General features: G+C 72.9%; 22 protein-coding genes and 1 tRNA gene. 12 read left to right on the forward strand and 11 right to left on the reverse strand.

Features of this window, described 5'->3' with window-relative positions; all coding sequences use genetic code 11:
* Genes FE251_RS00110 through FE251_RS00135 form a run of 6 tightly spaced genes read right to left on the reverse strand, consistent with a single transcriptional unit; the run spans position 1 to position 6472 of the window.
* Complete coding sequence (locus tag FE251_RS00110) at positions 1-1116, reverse strand: serine/threonine-protein kinase (protein ID WP_230976474.1); 1116 nt, start codon at positions 1114-1116, stop codon at positions 1-3.
* A gap of 2 nt (positions 1117-1118) precedes the next feature.
* Entirely contained in the window at positions 1119-2576 is a 1458-nt protein-coding gene (locus FE251_RS00115; protein WP_139072238.1) for a peptidoglycan D,D-transpeptidase FtsI family protein, read from the reverse strand.
* The gene (locus FE251_RS00120) at positions 2573-4009 is read right to left on the reverse strand and encodes an FtsW/RodA/SpoVE family cell cycle protein (RefSeq protein WP_139072237.1); all 1437 of its coding nucleotides are present in this window, start codon (positions 4007-4009) and stop codon (positions 2573-2575) included. The genes FE251_RS00115 and FE251_RS00120 overlap by 4 nt, the downstream gene beginning before the upstream one ends.
* On the reverse strand, positions 4010-5290 hold the full coding sequence (locus tag FE251_RS00125; RefSeq protein WP_139072236.1) for a PP2C family protein-serine/threonine phosphatase: 1281 nt from the start codon (positions 5288-5290) through the stop codon (positions 4010-4012). It abuts the gene before it with no gap.
* A gap of 4 nt (positions 5291-5294) precedes the next feature.
* Positions 5295-5768, reverse strand: coding sequence for an FHA domain-containing protein FhaB/FipA (locus FE251_RS00130; RefSeq protein ID WP_139072235.1), 474 nt, complete (start codon positions 5766-5768; stop codon positions 5295-5297).
* Complete coding sequence (locus FE251_RS00135) at positions 5765-6472, reverse strand: FhaA domain-containing protein (RefSeq protein ID WP_139072234.1); 708 nt, start codon at positions 6470-6472, stop codon at positions 5765-5767. Before FE251_RS00135 ends, FE251_RS00130 begins: the two co-directional genes overlap by 4 nt.
* Before the next feature lie 215 nt (positions 6473-6687).
* Here FE251_RS00135 and FE251_RS00140 point away from each other — a divergent pair.
* From FE251_RS00140 to FE251_RS00155, 4 genes are all read left to right on the forward strand, one after another.
* Positions 6688-6771, forward strand: a tRNA-Leu gene (locus tag FE251_RS00140).
* A 524-nt stretch (positions 6772-7295) separates the two neighbouring features.
* Positions 7296-7502 carry a DUF1918 domain-containing protein gene (locus FE251_RS00145; protein WP_139072233.1) on the forward strand — a complete coding sequence of 69 codons (207 nt, stop codon included), beginning with the start codon at positions 7296-7298 and terminating at the stop codon, positions 7500-7502.
* 116 nt (positions 7503-7618) lie between these two features.
* Entirely contained in the window at positions 7619-8734 is a 1116-nt protein-coding gene (locus tag FE251_RS00150) for a hypothetical protein (protein ID WP_139947333.1), read from the forward strand.
* Positions 8735-8785: 51 nt separating this feature from the next.
* Complete coding sequence (locus FE251_RS00155) at positions 8786-9250, forward strand: PPOX class F420-dependent oxidoreductase (RefSeq protein WP_139072231.1); 465 nt, start codon at positions 8786-8788, stop codon at positions 9248-9250.
* A gap of 3 nt (positions 9251-9253) precedes the next feature.
* Here the strand turns inward: FE251_RS00155 and FE251_RS00160 are convergent, their stop codons facing one another.
* From FE251_RS00160 to FE251_RS00170, 3 genes are all read right to left on the reverse strand, one after another.
* Positions 9254-11395, reverse strand: coding sequence for a heavy metal translocating P-type ATPase (locus FE251_RS00160; protein WP_139947334.1), 2142 nt, complete (start codon positions 11393-11395; stop codon positions 9254-9256).
* A gap of 123 nt (positions 11396-11518) precedes the next feature.
* Positions 11519-12094 carry an NADPH-dependent FMN reductase gene (locus tag FE251_RS00165; protein WP_139072574.1) on the reverse strand — a complete coding sequence of 192 codons (576 nt, stop codon included), beginning with the start codon at positions 12092-12094 and terminating at the stop codon, positions 11519-11521.
* A 229-nt stretch (positions 12095-12323) separates the two neighbouring features.
* Positions 12324-13841: a peptide MFS transporter gene (locus FE251_RS00170; protein ID WP_168202598.1), complete on the reverse strand. Its 1518-nt coding sequence runs from the start codon at positions 13839-13841 to the stop codon at positions 12324-12326.
* 160 nt (positions 13842-14001) lie between these two features.
* Between FE251_RS00170 and FE251_RS00175 the strand changes: the two genes are divergently transcribed.
* The 5 genes from FE251_RS00175 to FE251_RS00195 are packed head-to-tail and all read left to right on the forward strand — an operon-like array spanning position 14002 to position 18865.
* Positions 14002-14985: an ABC transporter ATP-binding protein gene (locus FE251_RS00175; protein WP_139947335.1), complete on the forward strand. Its 984-nt coding sequence runs from the start codon at positions 14002-14004 to the stop codon at positions 14983-14985.
* On the forward strand, positions 14982-15971 hold the full coding sequence (locus FE251_RS15370) for a hypothetical protein (protein ID WP_168202599.1): 990 nt from the start codon (positions 14982-14984) through the stop codon (positions 15969-15971). Before FE251_RS00175 ends, FE251_RS15370 begins: the two co-directional genes overlap by 4 nt.
* A gap of 47 nt (positions 15972-16018) precedes the next feature.
* Entirely contained in the window at positions 16019-17197 is a 1179-nt protein-coding gene (locus FE251_RS00185; protein WP_230976475.1) for an NAD(P) transhydrogenase subunit alpha, read from the forward strand.
* Positions 17190-17480, forward strand: coding sequence for an NAD(P) transhydrogenase subunit alpha (locus FE251_RS00190; RefSeq protein ID WP_139072577.1), 291 nt, complete (start codon positions 17190-17192; stop codon positions 17478-17480). Before FE251_RS00185 ends, FE251_RS00190 begins: the two co-directional genes overlap by 8 nt.
* A complete protein-coding gene (locus FE251_RS00195) occupies positions 17477-18865 on the forward strand; it encodes an NAD(P)(+) transhydrogenase (Re/Si-specific) subunit beta (protein ID WP_139072578.1) in 1389 nt (462 codons plus the stop codon). The genes FE251_RS00190 and FE251_RS00195 overlap by 4 nt, the downstream gene beginning before the upstream one ends.
* Positions 18866-18868: 3 nt before the next feature.
* Here FE251_RS00195 and mtnN read toward each other — a convergent pair whose 3' ends face one another.
* Both mtnN and FE251_RS00205 read right to left on the reverse strand, forming a co-directional pair.
* Complete coding sequence (gene mtnN / locus FE251_RS00200; RefSeq protein WP_230976476.1) at positions 18869-19624, reverse strand: 5'-methylthioadenosine/S-adenosylhomocysteine nucleosidase; 756 nt, start codon at positions 19622-19624, stop codon at positions 18869-18871.
* Entirely contained in the window at positions 19621-20070 is a 450-nt protein-coding gene (locus FE251_RS00205) for an S-ribosylhomocysteine lyase (protein WP_139072649.1), read from the reverse strand. Before FE251_RS00205 ends, mtnN begins: the two co-directional genes overlap by 4 nt.
* A 461-nt stretch (positions 20071-20531) precedes the next feature.
* On the opposite strand from FE251_RS00205, the gene nrdH reads away from it, so the two are divergent.
* The 3 genes from nrdH to nrdE all read left to right on the forward strand — a co-directional run bounded on the left by nrdH (position 20532) and on the right by nrdE (position 23408).
* Positions 20532-20777, forward strand: coding sequence for a glutaredoxin-like protein NrdH (nrdH, locus tag FE251_RS00210; protein WP_139072579.1), 246 nt, complete (start codon positions 20532-20534; stop codon positions 20775-20777).
* An 85-nt stretch (positions 20778-20862) separates the two neighbouring features.
* Positions 20863-21279 (forward strand): class Ib ribonucleoside-diphosphate reductase assembly flavoprotein NrdI, encoded by a 417-nt coding sequence (gene nrdI / locus FE251_RS00215; protein ID WP_139072580.1) that lies wholly within the window; start codon positions 20863-20865, stop codon positions 21277-21279.
* Positions 21276-23408 (forward strand): class 1b ribonucleoside-diphosphate reductase subunit alpha, encoded by a 2133-nt coding sequence (gene nrdE, locus FE251_RS00220; protein WP_139947337.1) that lies wholly within the window; start codon positions 21276-21278, stop codon positions 23406-23408. Before nrdI ends, nrdE begins: the two co-directional genes overlap by 4 nt.
* Positions 23409-23412 lie beyond the last annotated feature (4 nt).

Raw genomic sequence — 23412 nt, forward strand, 5'->3', positions numbered from 1 at the left:
CTAGGGGATCCTCACTGTCGGTCGGTCGGCTGGGCGCATGTCGGGGGCACTGCCCACCCGACCGTCCCCGCCCAGGGCAAGGGTACCGAGGGTCAGGGCGAGCAGGAGGGCGAGCACGACACCTGCCGCGAGAGCGGCGACCCAGCGGCGGTCGGCGGCCAGGTCCTCCCACGTGGGTCGTTGCCAGCGGTCTGCGGGTCCACGACGACGCCCGGGGGGCGTGGCCGAGGCAGCCCGCTGCGGGCGCGCCGTCGTCGTCCTCCTCGTGCCGGCGGGCGCGGGCGTCGGAGGGGAGAGCGGGGCCTCCCCGAGCTCATCGAGGCGGCGGGCGACCACCGCGGCGGACGGCGGCCGGTCCGCGGGGTCCTTGGCGAGCATCGCGGTGACGAGCTCGCGGACCGGGGCCGGCACGTCGTCGGGGAGCGGGGGCAGCGGGGAGGTGACGTGTGCCATCGCGATGTCCACCTGGGTGGTGCCGGTGTAGGGCCGGCGGCCGACGATGGCCTCGTAGGCGATGACGCCGAGGGCGTAGAGGTCCCCGGCGGGCCGCGCCGGCCTGCCCATCGCGAGCTCGGGCGGCAGGTACTGGGCGGTGCCCATGACCATCCCGGTCGCCGTGAGCGCCGGCTGGTCGGTCGCGACGGAGATGCCGAAGTCGGTGAGCTTGACCGTGCCGTCCGGGGTGAGCAGGACGTTGGAGGGCTTGACGTCGCGGTGCACCACCCCGGCGTCGTGCACCGCCTGCAGGCCGCGGCAGCACTGGAGGAGGATCGGCAGCAGCCGGTCCAGGGGCAGGGTGCGCTCGCGGGCGAGGATGCGGGACAGGGGCTCGCCGGGCACGTGCTCCATGACGAGGAACCCGCCGCCGTCCTGCTCGCCGTAGTCGAGGACGACGGCGACGTTCGGGTGCACGACGCCGCTGGCGTTGCGCGCCTCGGCGCGCAGCCGGTCGAGCGAGGCCTCGTCCCCCAGGAGGTCCTCGCGCAGCACCTTGGCCGCGACCGTGCGCCCGAGCAGCCGGTCACGGCCGCGCCACACCTCGCCCATGCCGCCGACGGCGATGCGCTCGGTGAGCTCGTAGCGTCCCTTGAGGAGGTGTCCTGTGCGGATCGGCACGCCTACTCCAGGAGCAGCGCGGCGAGCACCTGCCGCGCGATCGGGGCGGCGGTGGTCCCGCCGGAGGCGACGTCCCCCTCGAACCCACCGTTCTCCACGACCACGGCGACGGCCACCCGCGGGTCGTCCGCGGGGGCGAAGGACGTGAACCACGCGTGCGGCGGGGCGTCCGTCCCGCTCTGCGCGGTGCCGGTCTTGCCGGCGACGGCGATGCCCGGCAGCTGGGCGGCCCGCCCGGTGCCGTTGGCGACGACGCTCGTCATGAGCTCGGTGAGCACGCCGGCGGTGCGCGGGGTGACCGACTGGCGCAGCTCGGTCGGCTCGGTCGTGGAGACGACCTCGAGGTCGGCGTTGCGCTCGGTGGCCACGAGGTAGGGCTGCATCTGGCGCCCGTCGTTGGCGATGGCCTGGGAGACCATCGCCATCTGCAGCGGCGTGGCGCGCACGTCGAACTGCCCGATGGAGGCCAGGGCGGTCTGCGCGGCGTCCATGTCCTGGGGGAAGCTCGAGGGGGTCACCTGCAGCGGGATGCGCAGCGGCTGGCCGAACCCGAACGCCTCGGCCTGCTCCCGCAGGGCGTCCGCGCCCAGGTCCATGCCGAGCTGGGCGAACGTCGTGTTGCACGACTGCTCGACCGTGTAGCGCAGCGGCGCTGTGTCGTTGGGCGTGCACTGGATGCCGCCGGGGTTGTTGATGACCCGCGTCGACTGCGGGAGCTGGAGCTGGGCGGGGGAGGGCACCGGGCTGTCGGCGTCGAGGTTGTCGGCCTCGATGGCCGCCGCGGCGACGACGATCTTGAAGGAGGAGCCCGGCGCGTACAGGTCCCCGCCGATCGCCCGGTTGACGAGGGGCTCGGTGGGGTCGGCGACCAGGGCGTCGTAGGCCTCCTGCGCCGCCGAGCCGGAGTGCACGGCGAGGGCGTTGGGGTCGTAGCTCGGCTTGGAGACCATGGCGAGGATCGCCCCGGTCCGGGTGTCGAGGGCGACGACGGCGCCGCGCTGGTCCCCGAGCGCGTCCCAGGCGGCCTGCTGGGCGCGCGGGTCCAGGGTGAGCTCGACCGACCCGCCCTGCGGCTGGCGCCCGGTGACGAGGTCCTGGAGCCGCTGGACGACGAGGGAGTCGGCGGTGCCGCCGAGGACGTCGTTGGCGGCGAGCTCCATGCCGGTCATCGAGCTCAGCGCGGCGGCGAAGTAGCCGGTGGAGTGCGCGTAGAGGAACGGCTGGGAGTAGGAGCGCTGGTAGCGGTAGTCGGTGTCGACCGGCGTCGAGGAGGCGATCGCCTCCCCGGCGACGATGATCGGGCCCCGGTCCTGCCCGAACTCGCGGTAGATGGTGCGCACGTTGCGACCGTCGGCGTTGAGCGACGGCGCCTGGACGTACTGGACGGACGTGGCGGCGACCATGAGCGCGAGGAACATGAGCGCGGCCACCACCGTGAGCCGGCGGACTGGCGTGTTCACGAGAGCCTCACCACCTCGGTGGGGTTGGCGTCGTCACCGGTCGGGCGGAACGTCACCTCGGCGACCTCCCCGGAGGTGTCGAGCGGCGGGATCGGCAGCTCGCCGCTCATCGCCGCGGGCCGGCGGGCGGCGTCGGAGATGCGCAGGAGCAGCGCGACGATCATCCAGTTGACGACGAGGGAGGAGCCGCCCTGGGCGAGGAACGGCATCGTCAGGCCGGTGAGCGGGATGAGCCGGGTGACCCCGCCGACGACGACGAAGCACTGGAAGGCGACGACGAAGGACAGGCCCGAGGCGAGCAGCGTGCCGAAGCCGTCGCGCACCCCGATGGCGGCCCGCATGCCGCGCTCGACGAGGACGAGGTACATGAGGAGGATCGCCAGCAGGCCGGTGAGGCCGAGCTCCTCGGCGAGCGAGGCGATGATGAAGTCGGAGTGGGCGTAGGGCACGATCTCGGGCCGGCCCTGACCCCAGCCGGTGCCCATGAGGCCGCCCGACGCCATCCCGAACAGCCCCTGGACCACCTGGTAGGAGCCGCCGAACGCGCGGTTGTAGATGTCGGGGTCCAGGGCGTTGAGCCAGACGTCGAAGCGGGCGCCGACGTGGTCGAGGGTGGCGGCGGCCAGCGCCGCCCCGCCGCCGAAGAGGAGCAGGCCGATGAGCACCCAGCTCAGCCGTTCGGTGGCGACGTAGAGCATGGCGACGAACAGGGCGAAGAAGAGCAGCGCCGTGCCGAGGTCCCGCTGGAAGACGAGGACGACGAGCGCGACGCCCCAGGCGAGGAGGATCGGGCCGAGGTCGCGGGCCCGGGGCAGCTGGAGGCCGAGCACCTTCGGGCCGGCGAGGGCGAGGGTGTCGCGGTTCGTCACGAGGTAGCCGGCGAAGAAGATGGCGAGGAGCACCTTGGCCAGCTCGGCGGGCTGGAAGGACAGCCCCCCGAGCGAGATCCAGATCCGGGCGCCGTTGATCGTCGCGCCCAGCCCCGGCACGAGCGGCAGGAGGAGCATGACGAGGCCGAGGATCATCGACAGGTAGGTGTAGCGGCGCAGCTGCCGGTGGTCGCGCAGGAGCACGACGACGGCGACGGCGGCCGCCACCCCGAGCATCGTCCACATGACCTGGCGGGAGGCGAAGGACGTGCCCTCGGCCTGGTCGATGCGGTAGATCATCGCGAGCCCGAGGCCGTTGAGGGCGACGGCGGTAGGCAGGATGACAGGGTCGGCGTAGGGCGCTCGCCACCGCAGGACGACGTGCGTGAGCACGGCGAGGACGACGAGCACCCCGAGCTGGGTGAAGACCCCGCTGGGGACCTCGCCCGTCGTCGCCAGCCCCACCTGCACGTAGGCGTACAGGCCGATGCCGATCGCGAGGGCGAGGAGCCCCAGCTCGACCCACCGGCCCGGGCGCCCTGCCTGCTGGCTGACGATGGCCATCTAGGCCCCGTCCTGCGTGGCCCCGGGCACGCTCGTCGGGGTGGGGGCGGGGGTGGCGCCGTCGGCGGGGCGGCGCACGTCTGCCCGCAGCTCGCGCACGCGGGTCTCGGCGTCCTCGAGGGAGTCGACGGTCATCGTCGCCTCGAGGCGGTCCTGGACGTAGCTGGGCAGGTCGTCCAGGCGCAGGTCGGTGCGCTCATGGACCTCGGAGAGGGTGAGCGGCCCGAGCTCCTGGGGGATGCCGCGGTAGATGGCGACGACCTCGCCGTCGGGCGCGAGGTAGTACTGGTCCTGGGTCCAGCGGTAGCCGAACCAGGCCGCGGCACCGAGGCCGGCGAGGACGAGGAGCGTGAGCAGGGTGGCCCCGATCCAGCGGCGGCGCGGACGGGGCTGGTCCTCCTCGTCCTCCTCGGCCGGCCGCGGTGCGGGCGCGGTCAGGGCTGCGGCGCGGCCGGCGGCGCCCGGGGTGCCTCTCGTGGCGCGCAGCCGGTCGGTGGCGGCGGCGCCGACGACCTGCGGGGTGGTCGCCGGGACGAGGCCGTCGGGGAGGTCGTCGGCGTCGAGGAAGTCGGCGATGACGCAGGTGACGTTGTCCGGACCGCCGCCGCGCAGGGCGAGGTCGATGAGCTCCTCGGCGCAGCGGCCGGGGTCGGCGACGCGGGTGAGGGTCTCGGCGATGGTCTCCGCGCTCACCACGCCGGACAGGCCGTCGGAGCACAGCAGCCAGCGGTCCCCGACCTTCGCCTCGCGGACCGACTCGTCGAGGATGACGTCGCCGTCGGTGTCGCCGAGCACCCGCAGGAGCACCGAGCGCTGCGGGTGGCGCTCGGCCTGCTCGGGGGTGAGGCGGCCGATGTCGACGAGGTGCTGGACGAAGGTGTGGTCGGTGGTGATCCGGGTGAGCTCGCCGTCGCGCAGGAGGTAGGCACGCGAGTCGCCGATGTGGACCATGGCGATCTTGTTCTCCGAGCGGAGGACCGCGATGCACGTCGTGCCCAGGCCGGCGAGCTCGGGGTCGGCCTCGGCGCGTTCCTCGAGGTCGGCGTGCGCGGCGGCGACCGACTCGCGCAGGCTCGGCAGGAGGTCGTCGGCCGCCGGCTGCTCCTCGTCGAGGTGGACGAGGTGGGCCAGGGCCACGGAGGAGGCGATGTCGCCGCCGGCGGGGCCGCCCATGCCGTCGGCGAGCACGAGGAGGTGGGGCCCGGCGTAGCCGGAGTCCTGGTTGCTCGAGCGCACGAGCCCGACGTCGGAGCGGGCGGCGAAGTTGACGGTCAGCGGCATGGGCTCAGCGCTGCAGCTCGATGACGGTCTGACCCACCCGCACCGGCGTGCCGGTGGCGAGCTGGACGGGCTGGGCGAGGCGACGGTCCCCGACGAACGTGCCGTTCGTCGAGCCGAGGTCCTCGACCCACCACGAGCCGTCCTGGGGGAAGAAGCGGGCGTGCCGCCCGGAGGCGTAGTCGTCGTCGAGGACGAGGGTGGAGGCGGGGGAGCGGCCGATGATGATCGCCGAGGGGCCCAGCGGCACGGTCGTGCCCGAGAGCGGGCCCTGGGTGACGACGAGGCGGGTGGGGGCGCTGCGCGCCGGGCGCGGGGCCGCGGGGCGTGCCTGCTTGCGTGACCGGGCGGCGCCACGGACCCGGCGCACGATGCGGGTGCCGAAGATGTCCTGGCGGAGCACGGCGAGGGCGCTGAGGACGAAGACCCACAGGAGCACGAGGTAGCTCAGGCGCAGGAGCGTGACGGCGAGCTCGGTCATCGGCCTGCCTCGGCGCTCGCGCCGTTCCAGAACATGATCCGGGTGCGGCCGATGGTGATCGTGTTGCCGTCCAGGAGGGTTGCCGCCTGGACGCGGTGGCCCTCGACGAACGTGCCGTTGGTCGAGCCGAGGTCGGTGGCGACGGTCCCCTGCGGGGTGACCCGCAGCTCGAGGTGACGGCGCGAGACACCGGAGTCGTCGACGACGATGTCCGCCTCGGTGCCGCGGCCGAGCACGGTGACCGGTCCGGTGAGCAGGTAGCGCTGACCGTCGATGTCGATGATCGGGTGGCGCGTGGAGGCCGCGGTGGACGTCGCGGGCGCGGCGGCGCCGCGGACGGTCGCGGTCTCGACGTCGAGGCGGCCGGTGGACACGGACTCGTCGGTCTCGAAGACGACGCGGACCGGGCCGACGAAGGCGTACTGCTGGCTGTCGGCGTGCTCGGTGGCCGCCGAGACCATCTCCTCGGCGAGGGCGTCGGCGCCCCACGCGTCGACGCGCTCGCGGTCCTCGGGGCTCAGCCGCACGGTGAACTCGTTGGGCACGACGGTGCGTCCGCGGGAGACCGCGGCGGCGCGGTCGTCCATCGCGCGGCGGATCGCGCTGGCGATCTCCACCGGCTTGACCTCGCTGCGGAACGCCTTCGCGAAGACGCTGTTGACCGCGTTCTCGACCTTCTTCTCGAAGCGATCGAGAGCTCCCATCGTGACACCTCCTCCCTTGAGCCACCCTGATCGTAACGATCATGCATCGTTCCCGAGGCATCGGCGTGGAGGTAGGGGCGCGGCAGACCCGGTGGGGCGGCCCCGTGGCGGCCAGGTGGGGCGCGCGAGGGCCCTGGCTGTGAGCCCGCTCTCGTTGCCCCCCGCGGCGTCGTCCCCGGCCCGAGCCCCGTGCTAATCTCGTCCTCGCTGTACACGCGCGAGTGGCGGAATAGGCAGACGCGCACGGTTCAGGTCCGTGTGCCCGAAAGGGCGTGGGGGTTCAACTCCCCCCTCGCGCACAGCAGGAGCGGCGGGTCCCCAGGGGCCCGCCGCTTCGTCGTTCTCTGAGCCGCCCCCGCGCCGTGATCCCTCTGGGACGCCCCTCGCAGCCCGCGGACGCCCCCTGCGCGGCGCCGCACGGCCGCAGAAGGGTGTCCCAGACGAGCTGTGCCAGCCGCTGAGTCCGCCGGTCGGCCCGGTGGAGGACCCGTAGCCGCACGCCCGGCCGCGGGTCCCCGCGGGCTGACGGAGACCCCCACCACCACCTCTGGGACACCCCCTGGATCCCCGGAGACACCCCGTGCAGCGCGCCCGGGACCCGCAAAGGGGCGTCCCAGAGAACGCGCCGCGCCGCCGCCGACCTCGCCCGGCCCTTCTCTCTGGGACACCCTCTGGACCCCCGGGGACACCCCGTGCAGCGCGCCTGAGACCCCGCAAAGGGGCGTCCCAGAGGAACAGGTGCCTTCCTCTTTCGCCGGGGGCGGGATGGGGCCACCATGGTGGTGAGCCGGTACAGCGGCCGGCACTGACGGAGGTGAGGGGCATGGCACCCGTCGAACCGGGGGACAGGATCGTCGTCAACGCCACGCACGTGGGCGGCCACACCCGCGACGGTGAGGTCCTCGCCGTCCACGGTCAGGGCGGGACCCCGCCCTACCTCGTGCGGTGGTCGGACACCGGCGCCGAGTCCCTCTTCTTCCCGGGCTCGGACAGCGTGGTCCACAGCGGAGGGGTGGGCGAGCCGACCTGACCTCACCCGCCTCCGTGCCCGCGCGCGTCGCGCTCCGGGCGGCGGCCGGCTGGCTACGCTGAACCTCCGCGAACTCCTCGATTCCGACGGCGCGCTGCCGATCGTCGGTACGGGCCGTGTCCGCGCGCCCTGCCTCCGACTCCCGGGACCTCCACGCCGCCATGCGCATCCCCACGAGCCGCCTGCGGGCGCTGACGGCGGGCGTCCTGCTCGCCCTCGGGAGCGTCGCGGCACCGGCGGCACCGGCGGCCGCACAGCCGTCCGGCGAGGTGCCGCCACCCGTCGAGCAGCCCGGCCCGGTGCCCGGTGAACCCGTGGCTCCCGTCGTCGTCCACCTCCCGCCGCCCGTCCACCTCGACGACGGCGCGGGCTACCTCCTGCCCGACCACCCCGGGGTCACGTGGCTCGTCGACGGCACGCCCGTCGCCGACCTCGTCGCGGCGGGTGCGGCGCGCCACGTCCCCGGCGACCCGATGGGGCACGTCGAGATCACCGCGGAGGGCCTGGGCCGGGAGCTAGCCGGCGTCGTCCTCGGCGCGCTCGCCGCCGAGGGTCACGTCCTCGCCACCGACGACGACGGCGGCACGGCGCCGGTCCGCTACGTCATCGACCCGCGGGCGGCGGCCGAGCTCGTCCTCCCGGAGGCGTTCGACGCCGACGGGACCGAGGCGGACGCCGTCCACGTCCCGGAGGCGCCCGGGCAGGTCGTGCGCGACGCGGCGGGGGAGGTGCTCGCGCCGGGGGTGCACCTCCCGGCGCTCGCGTACCTCGACGGCACGGCGGTCCTCGAGCTCACCGTGACGGCTGCCGCCGGTCACCGGCTCGAGGTCGAGGGGCTGCCGGTCGAGCCGCTTCCAGGTGCGGGCGGGACGCACGTGGTGACGCTCGCCCTCACCGACGCGGTCACGCCCCCGGTCGAGGAGCCCGAGCCCGAGCCGCAGCCCGAGCCGAGCACGCCCCCGTCCGCCCTGCCTCCTGCCGGCGAGCCCTCCGCGCCCCCGGCCCTGCTCACCCTGGACGCCGCGGCGCCGTCAGAACCGATGAGCGCCCCGGCCGTCACGGCGCCCGCGACCGGGCCCGCGTCCGCGGCGGCGGCGCCCGCGGCGCCCGCGCCGCCGCCCGAGGCGTCGATCCCGCGGGAGCCGCAGGACCTCGAGCTCCTCGTGATCCTCGGTGCGTTCTTCCTCGGAGGGCTCGGGCTCGTCCTCGGCGTGGGCCGCGACGCCCGCTGAGCCGGCGCCGTCACCCCGGCGCGCGCGGCCCGGCGCTCCTACGATGCACCCATGCCACGCATCGCCACCGCCGACCGCGTCAGCCGCGAGGAGCTCCTCGAGTTCCTCCGCACCCGCCACCACCACGTGCTGCTCACCAGGCGCGCCGACGGGCGCCCGCAGCTCTCGCCGGTCAGCGGCGGCGTCGACGAGTCCGGGCGGATCGTCATCTCCACCTACCCCGACCGCGCGAAGGCGGTGAACCTGCGGCGCGACCCGGCGGCGTCGGTGCTCGTGCTGGGCGAGGACTGGGACGACGCGTGGGTGCAGGTCGACGGCACCGCCGAGGTGCTCGACATGCCCGAGGCCGAGGATGCGCTCGTCGACTACTACCGGTGCATCGCCGGCGAGCACCCGGACTGGGAGGACTACCGCGCCGCGATGCGACGCCAGGGCAAGTCGCTCATCCGGATCACGATCACCGGCTGGGGACCGGTCGCGACCGGAGGCTTCCCGCCCGACCGCGTGCCCTCCTGACGCTCAGCGGTCCCCGGCCACGCCGAGCGCCCGCATGCTCGCCTCCGGGGACAGGTCGAGGCGGCGCAGCAGCTGGGCGTTGGCCGCGACGACGACGGTCGACAACGACATGAGCACCGCGCCGGCGGCCATCGGCATGACGAACCCGACCGGCGCGAGCACACCCGCCGCGAGCGGGACCGCGGCGAGGTTGTAGCCCGCCGCCCACCACAGGTTCTGCGTCATCTTGCGGTAGGCCGCGCGGGACAGGTGGATGACGGACAGGACCGAGCGGGGGTCGTCACTCGCGAGGACGACGCCCGCCGAGCCGATCGCGACGTCGGTCCCCGCCCCGATGGCGATGCCGACGTCCGCCTGGGCGAGCGCGGGCGCGTCGTTGACGCCGTCGCCGACCATCGCGACGGTGCGTCCCTCCCGCTGCAGCGCGGCGACCTCCTCGTTCTTGCGCTCGGGCCGCACGCCGGCGAGCACCCGGTCGATGCCCAGCTCGGCGGCGACCGTGCGCGCCACCGGCTCGGCGTCACCGGTGATCATCGCGACCTCGATCCCCAGCGCGCGCAGCCCGGCGACCGCCTGCCGAGACTCGGGGCGCACGGCGTCGGCGAGGGTGAGGACACCGATCGGCTCACCGTCGCGCAGGACGTGGAGCACGGTCCGCCCCTCGTCGGACCGGTCGGCGGGCAGCGGCCGGGCGTCGTGCTCGGCGAGGAGCGCCGGACCACCGACCGCGACCCGCGCGCCGCCGACGACGGCGCTCACCCCGACCCCGGGCGTCGACCGGAATGCCCCGGCGTCCGGCACGGTGAGCCCGCGGCCGGCAGCGGCCCGGACGACCGCCCGGGCGAGCGGGTGCTCGCTCGGCGCCTCGACCGCCGCCGCCAGCGCGAGCACCTCCTCCTCCCCGACGCCGGGGGTGGCCCGGACGGCGGCGAGGGCCGGCTCGCCGGTCGTGAGGGTGCCGGTCTTGTCGAGCAGGACGGTGTCGACCGTCCGCATCCGCTCGAGCGCGAGCCGGTCGGTGACGAGCACCCCGCCGCGGGCGGCACGCTCGGTGGCGATGGAGACGACGAGCGGGATCGCCAGCCCGAGCGCGTGGGGGCAGGCGATGACGAGGACGGTGATGACGCGCGTGAGCGCGGTCTGCGGCGTGCCCCAGGCGAGCCAGGCGACGGCGGTGAGCGCCGCCACCCCCACCGCGTACCAGAAGAGCCAGCCCGCGGCGCGGTCGGCCAGACGCTGCGCCCGGCTGGCCGAGCTCTGCGCCGCCCTCACCAGCCGCTGGATCCCGGCGAGCGTCGTGCCCTCCCCGACGGCGTCGACCCGCACCCGCAGGCCCGAGTCGGTGGCCACCGTCCCGGCGACCACTCGGTCTCCCTGCCCGCGGCGGACCGGGACGGACTCCCCGGTGATCATCGACTCGTCGACGTCCGCGGCGCCGTCGAGGACCGTGCCGTCCGCGGGGACCCGTCCCCCGGGCCGCACGAGCACGACGTCGCCCACCGCGAGGTCCGCGGGGGCGACGACGACGGTGCCCTCGCCGTTCACCCGCTCCGCCTCGTCGGGCAGGAGCGCGGCGAGGGAGTCGAGCGCCGAGGACGTGCGGGCCAGGGACCGCATCTCGACCCAGTGCCCGAGCAGCATGATGACGACGAGGAGGGCGAGCTCCCACCAGAACTCCAGGGAGGGGTCGACCACCCCGAGCGTGGCCGCCCACGAGGAGAGGAACGCGACGGTGATCGCGAGCCCGATGAGCAGCATCATCCCCGGCTGCCGGCGGCGGACGTCGGCGACGGCACCGGTGAGGAAGGGCCGCCCGCCCCACAGGTAGACGACCGTGCCGAGCACGGGGGAGACCCACGTCAGCCCCGGCACGTCGGGCAGCCGGTAGCCCAGGACCATGGCGAAGGACCCGCTGAGCAGCGTGGTCGGGACGGCCAGGACGAGCATGATCCAGAAGAGCCGGCGGAACTGGGCGACGTGGTCGCCGTGGCCGCTGTGGCCCTCGTGCCCGCTCGGGCCCTCGTGCCCGCCGTCGCCCTCGTGCGCTCCGTGGTCGTGGGGCGCGGTCCCCACCGCCGCGTGCGCGGTCGGGGCGCCGAGGACCTCCCCGCGGTGGTCGTCGTGGTCGCCGTGCGTGACGCTCATGCTTCCTCCCCTGGGGGACTGGTGCCACGGAGCGGGTCTCGAGGACGGGGGAACGCCGTCCCCTGCCGGGGCATTCCCGCGCCCCGGGCACCGCGGGATGCGCTGGCGCCCGGGGCGGACGTGTCAGACGGTGACCACGGCGGGCTGCCGGACCGACTCCAGGGCCGTGGCCCAGGCGACGAGCTGGTCGAGCATCGGCTCCACGGAGGCGGTGGACGACTCCGTGGGGGTGAAGGTCGTGTAGTTCTCGAAGTCGGTGGACAGTGGCAGCGTCACCGCGTTGCGCACGTGCGCAACCCGCATCTCGGACAGGATGCCGCGCAGGTGCTCGACCGCGCGCACCCCGCCCGCCGAGCCGTAGCTGACGAAGCCGGCGGCCTTGTCGCTCAGCTCGAGGTAGAGGTAGTCGAGCGCGTTCTTCAGCGCACCGGTGATCGAGTGGTTGTACTCCGAGACGACGAAGACATACCCGTCGTACTGGTCCATCGCGCGGGACCAGGCCTGGCCGTGGGGCGTGCTGCTGGGCGCCATCGCGGGTGGCGCCACGTCGTCCCACACCGGCAGGGTGAAGTCGGCGATGTCGACGATCTCGAAGGTGGCGTCGGTGCGCCGCTCGGCGAGCGACCTCACCCAGCGGGCGACGTCGAGGCTCTGTCGTCCGGGACGGACGCTTCCGGTGACGATGGCGATCCGCGTCATGACTGCTCCTCGGGATGGGGGCGGCGGGACGGTGCTCGTCCCTGGATGCACGGTTGAACCGTCAACCAATGATTGCTGTTCCCCTTCAGCCCGTGGCGTCGGTCACGTCATCGGCCGTTCCTGCCACAAAGTGCGCGACACGCGGACGACACGCCGGTCCCGCCGGCCCGCCAGGGTCCTGGCGCGCTACGTGGTGGCAGGTTCGCGGCGCGCGGACGGCGACGACGCCTCAGCGCACCCCGCGCATGGCGCGCGTGATGCGCGGCGAGAGCGCGAGCAGCACGAGGCCCACCCCGATCGTCACCGCGCCGAGGGTGCCGAAGTACGGTCCCTCGTTGTCCTCGCTGTAGAAGGAGGCGAGCGAGCCGGACAGCGCCGTGCCCAGGGCCAGCGAGAGGTAGAACAGCGCGACCATCATGACCGGGTAGGCCTTCGGCGCGAGCTTCGTCGACAGCGAGAGACCCACGGGGGAGAGCATGAGCTCGCCCATCGTGGCGACCAGCATGATGAGCGCGATCCACAGCACCGGCACGGCAGTGGTCCCCACCATCGGCAGGAAGATGAGGAAGGCCGCCCCCATCGTCATGATGCCGAGGCTGAACTTCACCGGGGTCGTCGGCTGGCGGCGGCCGAGCCTGGTCCACAGCGCGGCGAACAGCGGCGCGAGCAGGATGATGAAGAACGGGTTGAAGGACTGCACCCAGGAGATCGGCATCGTCCAGTCCCCGAGGAGCGGCAGGTCGGTGAAGTCGCGCTCCACCCGGGTGTCGGAGTAGATCGTGATCACCGTGAACTGCTGCTGGAACAGCGCCCAGAACGCCGCCGAGCCGATGAACATCGGGATGAACGACACGACGCGGGAGTGCTCGTCCGCGCTGATCCGCTTGCTCGACAGGAGGAAGACGAACAGGACGATCGCGGCCACGATCGTCGCGCCGACGACGACGTCGGCGAGGTTCTCGGCGGTGAGCAGCCCGGTGACGACAGCGAGGACGACGACGACGACGGCGCCCGCGCCGATCGCGATGTACCGCCCGTAGAGGTTCCGCGGCAGCGGGTTGGGGACCTCGTGCACCGAGTCGGGGAAGTTCCGGCGGGCGAGGAGGTACTGGGTCAGGCCGATGGCCATGCCGATCGCCGCGAGCCCGAAGCCGAGGTGGAAGCCGGCCCGCTGCTGGGCGAGGCCGGTGAGCAGCGGACCGATGAGCCCGCCGATGTTGATCCCCATGTAGAAGATCGAGAAGCCGGCGTCACGGCGTGGGTCGTCGGCGGAGTAGAGCGTCCCGACGAGGTTGGTGATCGTCGCCTTCAGCCCGCCGGAGCCGACGGCGATGAGGATGAGGCCGACGGCGAGCCCGGGGACGCCGGGGATCAGCGCGAGGGCGATGTGGCCGAGCATGATGAGGACGGCGCTGCCGAGCATCGTCCGCTCCGAGCCCAGCAACCGGTCGGCCACCCACCCGCCGAGGATGGAGAAGAGGTAGACCGACCCGCCGTAGGCGCCGACGATCCCCGCAGCGGCGGCCCGGTCGATGCCGAGCCCGCCGTCGGTGACGGAGAAGTACATGTAGAGCAGGACGATGCCCTGCATGCCGTAGAAGGAGAACCGCTCCCACAGCTCGACGCTGAAGAGGTTCGCCAGACCGCGCGGCTGCCCGAGGAACGTCTTGCCGCTCGCGGGTGTGCGCCCGCCGTCGCGCGGGGCGAGGGGAGATGTGCTCGCGGTTGCCGGGTCCTCCGATGCCATGGCGACCATGGTCCGCCCGCTCGTGGCCGGTCGCACCTTCAGAGTGTCGCTCCCGGCGGCATCCCGAGGTCCGGTCCGACCCACGCAGGGGGTCCCGTACCGATAACCTCCGTCCTGCGGGCGACGTCGCCCACCTCCACCCCCTTCCCCTGGAGCCTCGATGGGTGACCTCGCGATCGACACAGCCGCGCTGCGCCGCACCTACCCGCGCCGTGGGGGTGGCCGGGTCGGCGTCGAGAGCCTCGACCTGCACGTGCCCGTGGGCGGGGTCCACGGCTTCCTCGGACCCAACGGCTCGGGCAAGACGACGACGATCCGGATGCTCCTCGGCCTCATCCGCCCCGAGAGCGGCACCATGCGGGTCTTCGGCCACGAGGTCCCCCAGCGGCTCCCCGAGGTCATCGGACGGGTCGGGGCCATCGTCGAGTCGCCGAAGTTCTTCCCGACGTTCTCCGCGCGGCGCAACCTCGACCTGCTCGCCGGCGCCATCGGCGCGCCGCGCGGCAAGGTCGAGGAGGTCCTCGCCGCGACCGCGCTCAGCGACCGGGCCGGGGACCGCTACGCGACCTACTCCCTGGGCATGAAGCAGCGCCTGGCGATCGCCGCGACCCTGCTCAAGTCCCCGGACCTGCTGATCTTCGACGAGCCGACCAACGGCCTGGACCCGGGAGGGATCCGGGAGATCCGCGAGACGATGCGGCGCCTGGGGGACGAGGGCCGCACCGTCCTCGTCTCCAGCCACATCCTCGCCGAGGTCGAGCAGGTCGCCGACACGGTCTCCATCATCGGCCGCGGCCGCCTGCTCGCCGAGGGGACCGTCGCCGAGGTCATCGGCGCGGCCGACGGCGGGACGACGGTCAAGGTCGGCGTCGCCGACCCCGACACCGCCGCGCAGGTCCTCACCGCCGCCGGCCTGCGCGTCCGGCTCGAGGCCGGACGGCTGCGGGTTCGCGGGGCGGCGGACCCGGCCCGGATCACCGAGCTCCTCGCCCACGCAGGGCTGTACGTCAACGAGCTCACCCCGGAGCGGCGCGACCTCGAGCGGGTCTTCCTCGACCTCACCGCCGGCCAGGGCCTGGAGCAGGACACCCCCGGACGGCACGCCGGGCGAGATGCCGTCCTCGCGGGCGGTGAGCGGGCATGAGGCGTCTGCTCACGGTCGAGCTGCGGCGTCTGTTCGCCCGCCGGCTCGTCGTCCTCACCATGGTCGGCGCCCTCCTCGCCACCCTGCTCGTCCTCCTCAGCGCCTGGCAGTCCGCGCAGCCGATGTCGGAGCAGGAGCTCGCCGTCGCCGAGAAGGCCTACCAGGACGAGCTGGAGTACTGGGAGGAGAACGGGGAGGAGATGGTCGCCCAGTGCCTGGAGGACGAGGCGGCCGAGTCCGAGGCGACCGGTCAGCAGGTCGACTGGGGCTGTGCGGACTACGGCCCGCCGGAGCGCGAGTGGTACGTGCGCACGGCGCCGCTCCTGGAGCAGAGCCTGCCGGGCTACGTCGCGGGCTACGCCCAGGTCCTCCTCCTCGCCGCGCTGCTCGTCGGCGCCACGTCCACCGCCGCCGAGCTCACGACCGCGGCGATGGGCACCTGGCTCACCTTCGAGCCGCGCCGGCTGCGGGTCTACGGATCGAAGGTGCTCGCCGCCGCGCTCGGCGCGGTGCCCTTCGCCGTCGCCGGGACCGCGCTCGTCGTCGCCGGGGTGTCGCTGATCGCCGTCCACTTCGAGGTCGCCTCGGGGATGGGCGGGGACGAGTGGGCCGCCGTGGCCGGCACCGCCGCCCGGGTGGTCGCGCTCGCCGTGGTCGCTGCGCTCGTCGGCGCGGCGCTGGGCTTCCTCCTGCGGCACACCGCGGCGGTGCTCGGGGTGGCCGTCGTCTACCTCATCGGCGAGGGGATGGTGCGCGGGCTGGTGCCCGGCTCCGCGCCGTGGGTGCTCGGCACCAACGTCCAGGGGTGGCTCGCGCGCGGCACGACCTACGCCGTCGAGACGTGCACGACCGACGCGACCGGGACGATGTGCGAGTACACCGAGCACGTCCTGTCCTTCGGGCAGAGCGCCGCCTACCTGGGCATCCTCGCGCTCGCCGTCCCGGTCGTCGGCGCCGTCGTCTTCCGTCGCCGCGACGCCGCCTGAGCGGCGGTCAGGACCATCGTCCCCGGGCCCCTCACTAGGGTGAGAGCGTGATCACCCTGGCGGTTCCACGCGAGCCCGTGCCCGAGACCCGTGTGGCGCTGGTGCCGGAGGTCGTCCGGGCGCTGACCCGCGGCGGCACCCGTGTCCTCGTCGAACGCGGGGCCGGGGCGCGCGCGACGTTCTCCGACGCCCAGTACGCCGAGGCCGGCGCCGAGCTCGTCGACGCCGTCGACCTCGACGCCGTCGACGTCGTCGCCCACGTCTCCCCGCTGCCCGCCGCCGCGCTCGGCCGGCTGCGCGAGGGCGCCCTCACCATCGGGATGATCGGGCCGCCCGAGCCGGACCGGGTGGCCGCGGCGCTCGGCCGGCGGATCACCGCCCTGGGCTTCGAGCGGCTGCCGCGCACCTCCCGCGCCCAGGCGATGGACGCGCTGTCCTCCCAGGCGTTCGTCGCCGGGTACCGCTGCGTCCTGGAGGCGGCGGTGCGCCTGCCCCGCTTCTTCCCGCTCGCGATGACCGCCGCGGGCACCGTCCCGCCGGCCCGCGTGGTCGTCCTCGGCGTGGGCGTGGCCGGGCTCCAGGCCATCGCCACCGCCCGCCGGCTCGGGGCGGTCGTCCAGGCCAACGACATCCGGCCCGACTCCGCCGAGGAGGTGCGGTCCGTCGGAGCCACGTTCATCGACGTCGGCGTCGACCGGCGCGAGGCCTCCGGCGGCTACGCCCGCGACCTGCGCGAGGACGACGCCGCCCGCCAGCGGGCCGCGCTCGCCCCGCACATCGCCGCCGCCGACGTCCTCATCACGACGGCGGGCGTCCCCGGCCGTCCCGCGCCGCGCCTCGTCACGACCGACATGGTCGCGGCGATGCGGCCCGGCTCCGTCGTCGTCGACATGGCGGCGGCCACCGGTGGCAACGTCGAGGGCTCCCGGCCCGGCGAGGACGTCCTCGTCCCGTGCGCCGACGGCTTCGGCGCGGTCACCGTCGTCGGGCTCGACTCACCGGCCGGCGCCCTCGCCGCCGACGCCTCGAGCATGTACGCCCAGAACGTCAAGGCGCTGCTCGGCCTGCTCGTCCGCGACGGCGAGATCGCCGTGGACCTCGACGACGACATCCTCGACGGCGTCGTCGTGACCCACGACGGCGTCGACCGCGTGGCGCACCGCGCGCAGCCGCCCCGACCCACCGAGCTGGGCGTGCCCCAGGGAGACGAGAGCACCGATGAGTGACCCGATGACCATCCTCACGGTCCTCGTGCTCGCCGCGTTCGTCGGCGTCGAGGTCGTCTCGAAGGTCTCCTCGACGCTGCACACGCCGCTGATGTCCGGCGCGAATGCCATCCACGGGATCATCCTCGTCGGGGCGCTCGTCGTCACCGCGCACGCCGCGAACACCTTCCTCCTCGTCCTGGGTCTGCTCGCCGTGGTCCTGTCGACGGTCAACCTCGTCGGCGGGTTCGTCGTCACCGACCGGATGCTCGAGATGTTCGCCCGGAAGGGGAGCACGAAGTGACCCTGCTGCCCACCTGGCTCACCGCCCTCGGCTACCTCGCCGCCGCGGTCTGCTTCATCCTCGCGCTCAAGGGCCTGAGCTCCCCGCGCACCGCCGTCCGGGGCAACCGGCTCGGCGCCCTCGGTGCGGCGCTCGCCGTCCTCGTCGTCCTCCTGTCGGTCGACTTCCCCACGCTCAACCTCGTGCTCGCGCTCGTCGCGATCCTCCTCGGCACGGTCGTCGCCGTGCCGCTCGCGCGCCGCGTGCGGATGACCGACATGCCCCAGCTCGTCGCCGTGTTCAACGGCGCGGGTGGCGGTGCGGCGGCCGTCGTCGGGATCATCGAGCTCGCCGAGTGGGCGGGGGAGGGCACCGCGCTCGGCAACGGCGCCTCCGCCTTCGCCGTCCTCGTCGGCGCCATCGCGCTGTCCGGCTCGGTCGTCACCTTCCTCAAGCTTCAGGGGCTCATGACCTCCCGGCCGGTCGTCCTGCCGGCGGCCCCGATCGTCATGGCCGTCACGGCGCTCGCGGCCGTCGTGCTCGCGGTGCTCACCGCGACCACCGGGCACACCGCCTTCGGCGGTCCGCTGCTCGCCGTCGGGCTGGTGCTCGGGCTGCTCCTCGTGCTGCCCGTCGGTGGGGCGGACGTGCCGATCGTCATCTCGCTGCTCAACGCGTTCACCGGTCTGGCGGTCGCCGGCTCCGGCCTGGCGATGCCGAACACGCTCATGCTCGTCGCCGGCACGCTCGTCGGCGCGTCGGGCACGATCCTCACCCTCGCGATGGCGCGGGCGATGGGCCGGTCGGTCACCGGCATCCTCTTCGGTGCGCTCAAGGGCGGGTCGACGGCCGGGTCGACCGAGCAGTCCGACCGGCCGGTGCGCCGCGCGCAGCCCGACGACGTCGCCATCGCCCTCGCCTACGCCCACCGGGTCGTCGTCGTGCCGGGCTACGGGCTGGCGGTCGCGCAGGCGCAGAACGCCGTCGCCGAGCTCGTCGGGGCGCTGCGCGAGCGCGGGGTCGACGCCGTCTACGGCATCCACCCGGTCGCCGGGCGGATGCCGGGCCACATGAACGTCCTGCTCGCCGAGGCGAACGTGCCCTACGAGCAGCTCGTCGAGGCCGACGCCGTCAACGCGGCGATGCCCTCGACGGACGTCGTCCTCGTCGTCGGGGCCAACGACGTCGTCAACCCCGCCGCGCGCACCGACCCGAGCGCCCCGATCTACGGGATGCCGATCATCGACGCCGACCGCGCCGGCCAGGTCTTCTTCCTCAAGCGCTCGATGCGTCCTGGCTTCGCCGGGATCGAGAACGAGCTCCTCTTCGCCGAGCGCACCCAGCTCGTCTTCGGGGACGCGAAGGAGACGCTGACCGCGACGGTCAACGCGCTCGCCGAGGTGTGAGCCTCAGCCCTGGAGGACGGCCGCCGGGACGTCGATGAGGTCGAGGGTGACGTCGGCCGACAGGACGGCGACGTCGTCGACCGCGAGGTGGAAGTCCTCCCCGGCGGTGGGTCCGCACAGGTCCGAGACGCCGCGGACGGCGACGTAGGGGATCCCGAAGGAGTAGCAGACCTGCGCGATCGCCGCCGTCTCCATGTCGGCGGTGAGGGCCCGCGGGAAGCGCTCGCGGAAGACGTCCACGGTGCGTGCGTCGACGAAGGAGTCGCCCGAGACCATCGCGCCGACGAGCACGCCGGGGCGGTGACGGGCGCGCTCGACGAGCGCGGGCGAGGCCGGGTAGGTCGGCGGCATGCCGGGGATCTGGCCGGGCACGTAGCCGAAGGCCGAGGCGTCCGCGCCGGCGAAGGCGTACTCGTCACCGACGACGACGTCACCCACCCGCACGCCGTTGCCGAGCCCGCCGGCCGACCCCGCCGAGATGACGACGGGGGTGCGCACGGCGTGGATCGCCAGCACGGCGGCCGTCGCGGCGTTGACCCCGCCGATGCCCGAGCGGATGAGCAGGACGCTGCGCCCGCCGATCCGCGCGATGACCGAGCGGGAGGCCCCGACGTGGCGCTGGGTGGCGATGTGGTCGGCGCGCTGCTCGAACGGCGCGATCTCCTCCTCCATCGCGGCGATGACGACGGCGTCGACGGTGGTGATCGGGGCGGTCAGCGGCGACCCGGGGGCGACGCGGACACCGAAGATCTCGCTCATGCCTGCACCTGCTCCCACTCGTCACGACGGTCGAGGAACGCGCGCGCGGCGCCCTGGGCGCCGGCGAGGTCGTGGCTCGTCCCCCAGCCGCACTGGACCTCGTTGGCTGCGGGGACCTCCAGTGCCGCGAGGACGTCACGCAGGGTGGCCTCGAGGATCGGGAGGAACGCCGCGGTGTCCACGCCGAGGAGCAGCGCGTAGAACCCGGTCTGGCAGCCCATCGGCGAGACGTCGATGACGGCGTCGGTGTGGTTGCGCATGTGCTCGGCCATGAGGTGCTCGAGCGAGTGCACGACCGGCATCTCGAGGTGGGCGACGTTCGGCTGGGCGAAGCGGACGTCGAACTTGGTGAGGACGTCGCCCCCGGGCAGGGTCTTCGTGTCCGCGACCCGGACGTACGGTGCACTGACGGTTCGGTGGTCGAGGTTGAAGCTCTCGACGTTCATCTTCACAGTTCCATCATGAGTGATGGCTCCCAGGCTGTCTCCGGGGATTCCTGTGCGTTACGACACCTGGGGTGAGGCGCCGCACAGCGGGGAGATTTCCAGGCCTCCCAGGGCCGTCGTCCACCGTCTGTGGACGACACGCCGCGCGCCCTGTCCACACCCCCGCCGCCGGCCGCCCACGGGGGCGATGTCAGTGCTCGGTGGGACGCTGGAACAGTGCCGTCCCGCCGCGCCACAGCGCTCTCCACAGGCTGTCCCCAGGCTGCGGACAACCGTGCACAGATAGGCCGCGAGGCTGTGGATGACACGCCGAGAACACGACACTCCGACACAACACCTAGGGGTAGTGCCCAAGCCGGACCACTAGGTGTAGTGTCGGTCTTCCAGCCGAGGTCCGAACTACATGTCTGTCGTTCAGCCGCCCGACCCGGGCGAGGCGCAACGAGGGGAGAGCCGCTCCGATGAGCATCACCGTCTTCAGCAAGCCGTCCTGCGTCCAGTGCGACGCCACGTACCGCACGCTCGCCAAGCACGGCCTGGAGTACGACGTCGTCGACATCTCCACCGACCTCGAGGCGCTCGAGACGGTCAAGGCCCTCGGCTACCAGCAGGCTCCCGTCGTCTTCGCGGACGGCGACCACTGGTCGGGCTTCCGCCCCGACAAGATCAAGGCGCTGGCGGCGCAGGCCGCCTCTGTCGCCGTCTGAGCTTCGGCCGGGTCGCCCTCGACCGGCGACCCGGCCGAGTCCACGGGCTCCCCGGAGCACGCACGAACGACACGCGAGGGGTGACATGGGAATCCTCGTCTACTTCTCCTCGGCCTCCGAGAACACGCACCGGTTCATCGAACGGCTGGGGCTCGATGCGCGGCGCATCCCGCTGCGACCCACCGAGCCCTTCCTCACCGTCGACGAGGAGTACGTCCTCGTCGTCCCCACCTACGGTGGTGGCAACGGGCGCGGAGCGGTGCCCAAGCAGGTGATCAAGTTCCTCAACGACCCGCACAACCGCTCCTTGTGCCGTGCGGTGATCGCGGCCGGCAACACGAACTTCGGCTCCGCCTACTGCATCGCCGGCGACATCATCGCCGCGAAGCTCGAGGTGCCGTTCTTGTACAGATTCGAACTACTCGGAACAGCAGAGGACGTCACCCGCGTCCGTGAGGGATTGGGACAGTTTTGGCAGCAACGGTCACTGATATCGGCATGACGCAGCGGGGCACGTCGCCAGAGCTCGACTACCACGCCCTCAACGCGATGCTCAACCTCTACGACGCGGACGGCAGGATCCAGTTCGAGGCGGACAAGCACGCCATCGACGCCTACTTCCGCCAGCACGTGGTGCCCAACACCGTGACGTTCCCCAGCGTCGCGGAGCGGCTGCGCTACCTCGTGGACGAGGGCTACTACGAGAAGGCCGTCCTCGACGCCTACACCCCCGAGTTCCTCGAGCGGATCTGGCAGGTCGTCGACTCCCTCGGCTTCCGCTTCGACTCCTTCCTCGGCGCCTTCAAGTACTACACGTCCTACACGCTGAAGACGTTCGACGGCACGAAGTACCTCGAGCGCTTCGAGGACCGCGTCGTCATGGTCGCCCTCACCCTCGCGGCCGGCGACGAGGACTTCGCCGTCGCCATGGTCGAGGAGATCGCGACCGGCCGCTTCCAGCCGGCCACCCCGACCTTCCTCAACGCGGGCAAGGCCTCCCGTGGCGAGCTCGTCTCCTGCTTCCTCCTGCGCGTGGAGGACAACATGGAGTCCATCGCCCGCGGCATCAACTCCGCCCTGCAGCTGTCCAAGCGCGGCGGCGGCGTCGCCCTCTCGCTCACCAACCTGCGTGAGGCCGGTGCGCCGATCAAGCGCATCCAGAACCAGTCCTCCGGCGTCATCCCCGTGATGAAGCTCCTCGAGGACTCCTTCTCCTACGCCAACCAGCTCGGGGCCCGCCAGGGTGCGGGGGCCGTCTACCTCAACGCCCACCACCCCGACATCATGCGGTTCCTCGACACCAAGCGGGAGAACGCGGACGAGAAGATCCGCATCAAGACACTCTCCCTCGGCGTCGTCGTCCCCGACATCACCTTCGAGCTCGCCAAGCGCAACGAGGACATGTACCTGTTCTCCCCCTACGACGTCGAGCGCGTCTACGGGGTGCCCTTCTCCGAGATCAGCGTGACGGAGAAGTACGACGAGATGGTCGCCGACGACCGCATCAAGAAGACGTCGATCAAGGCGCGCGACTTCTTCCAGACGATCGCCGAGATCCAGTTCGAGTCCGGCTACCCGTACGTCATGTTCGAGGACACGGTGAACGCCGCGAACCCGATCGACGGCCGGATCAGCATGTCCAACCTGTGCTCGGAGATCCTCCAGGTCTCCACGCCGTCGACGTTCAACGACGACCTCTCCTACGAGGAGGTCGGCAAGGACATCTCCTGCAACCTCGGCTCGCTGAACATCGCCCGGGCGATGGACTCCCCGGACCTCGGCCGCACGGTCGGCACCGCCGTCCGCGCGCTGACCGCGGTCTCCGACCAGACCCACATCCGGTCGGTCCCCTCGGTGGAGAAGGGCAACAACGAGTCCCACGCCATCGGTCTGGGCCAGATGAACCTCCACGGCTTCCTCGCCCGCGAGCGGATCTACTACGGGTCCGAGGAGGGCGTGGACTTCACCAACATCTACTTCTACACGGTGGCGTTCCACGCGATCACCGAGTCGAACAAGATCGCCATCGAGCGCGGCCGCAGCTTCGCCGGCTTCGAGAGCTCGACGTACGCCACGGGGGAGTTCTTCACCAAGTACGTCGAGCAGGAGTGGAAGCCCCGCACGGAGCGCGTGCGTGAGCTCTTCGAGAGCTCCGGCACCCGCATCCCCACCCAGGACGACTGGCGCGCGCTGGCCGCCTCCGTCATGGAGCACGGCCTGTACAACCAGAACCTCCAGGCCGTGCCGCCCACCGGCTCGATCTCCTACATCAACCACTCGACGTCCTCGATCCACCCGATCGTGTCGAAGATCGAGATCCGCAAGGAGGGCAAGCTCGGGCGCGTCTACTACCCGGCGCCCTACATGTCGAACGACAACCTCGAGTACTACGAGGACGCGTACGAGATCGGCTACGAGAAGATCATCGACACCTACGCGGCGGCCACCCAGCACGTGGACCAGGGCCTGTCGCTCACGCTGTTCTTCAAGGACACCGTGACCACCCGCGACCTCAACAAGGCGCAGATCTACGCGTGGCGCAAGGGCATCAAGACGCTCTACTACATCCGCCTGCGCCAGATGGCGCTCACCGGCACCGAGGTCGAGGGCTGCGTCAGCTGCACGCTCTGAGCGT

The sequence above is a fragment of the Georgenia wutianyii genome (assembly GCF_006349365.1).
Lineage (GTDB): Bacteria > Actinomycetota > Actinomycetes > Actinomycetales > Actinomycetaceae > Oceanitalea > Oceanitalea wutianyii.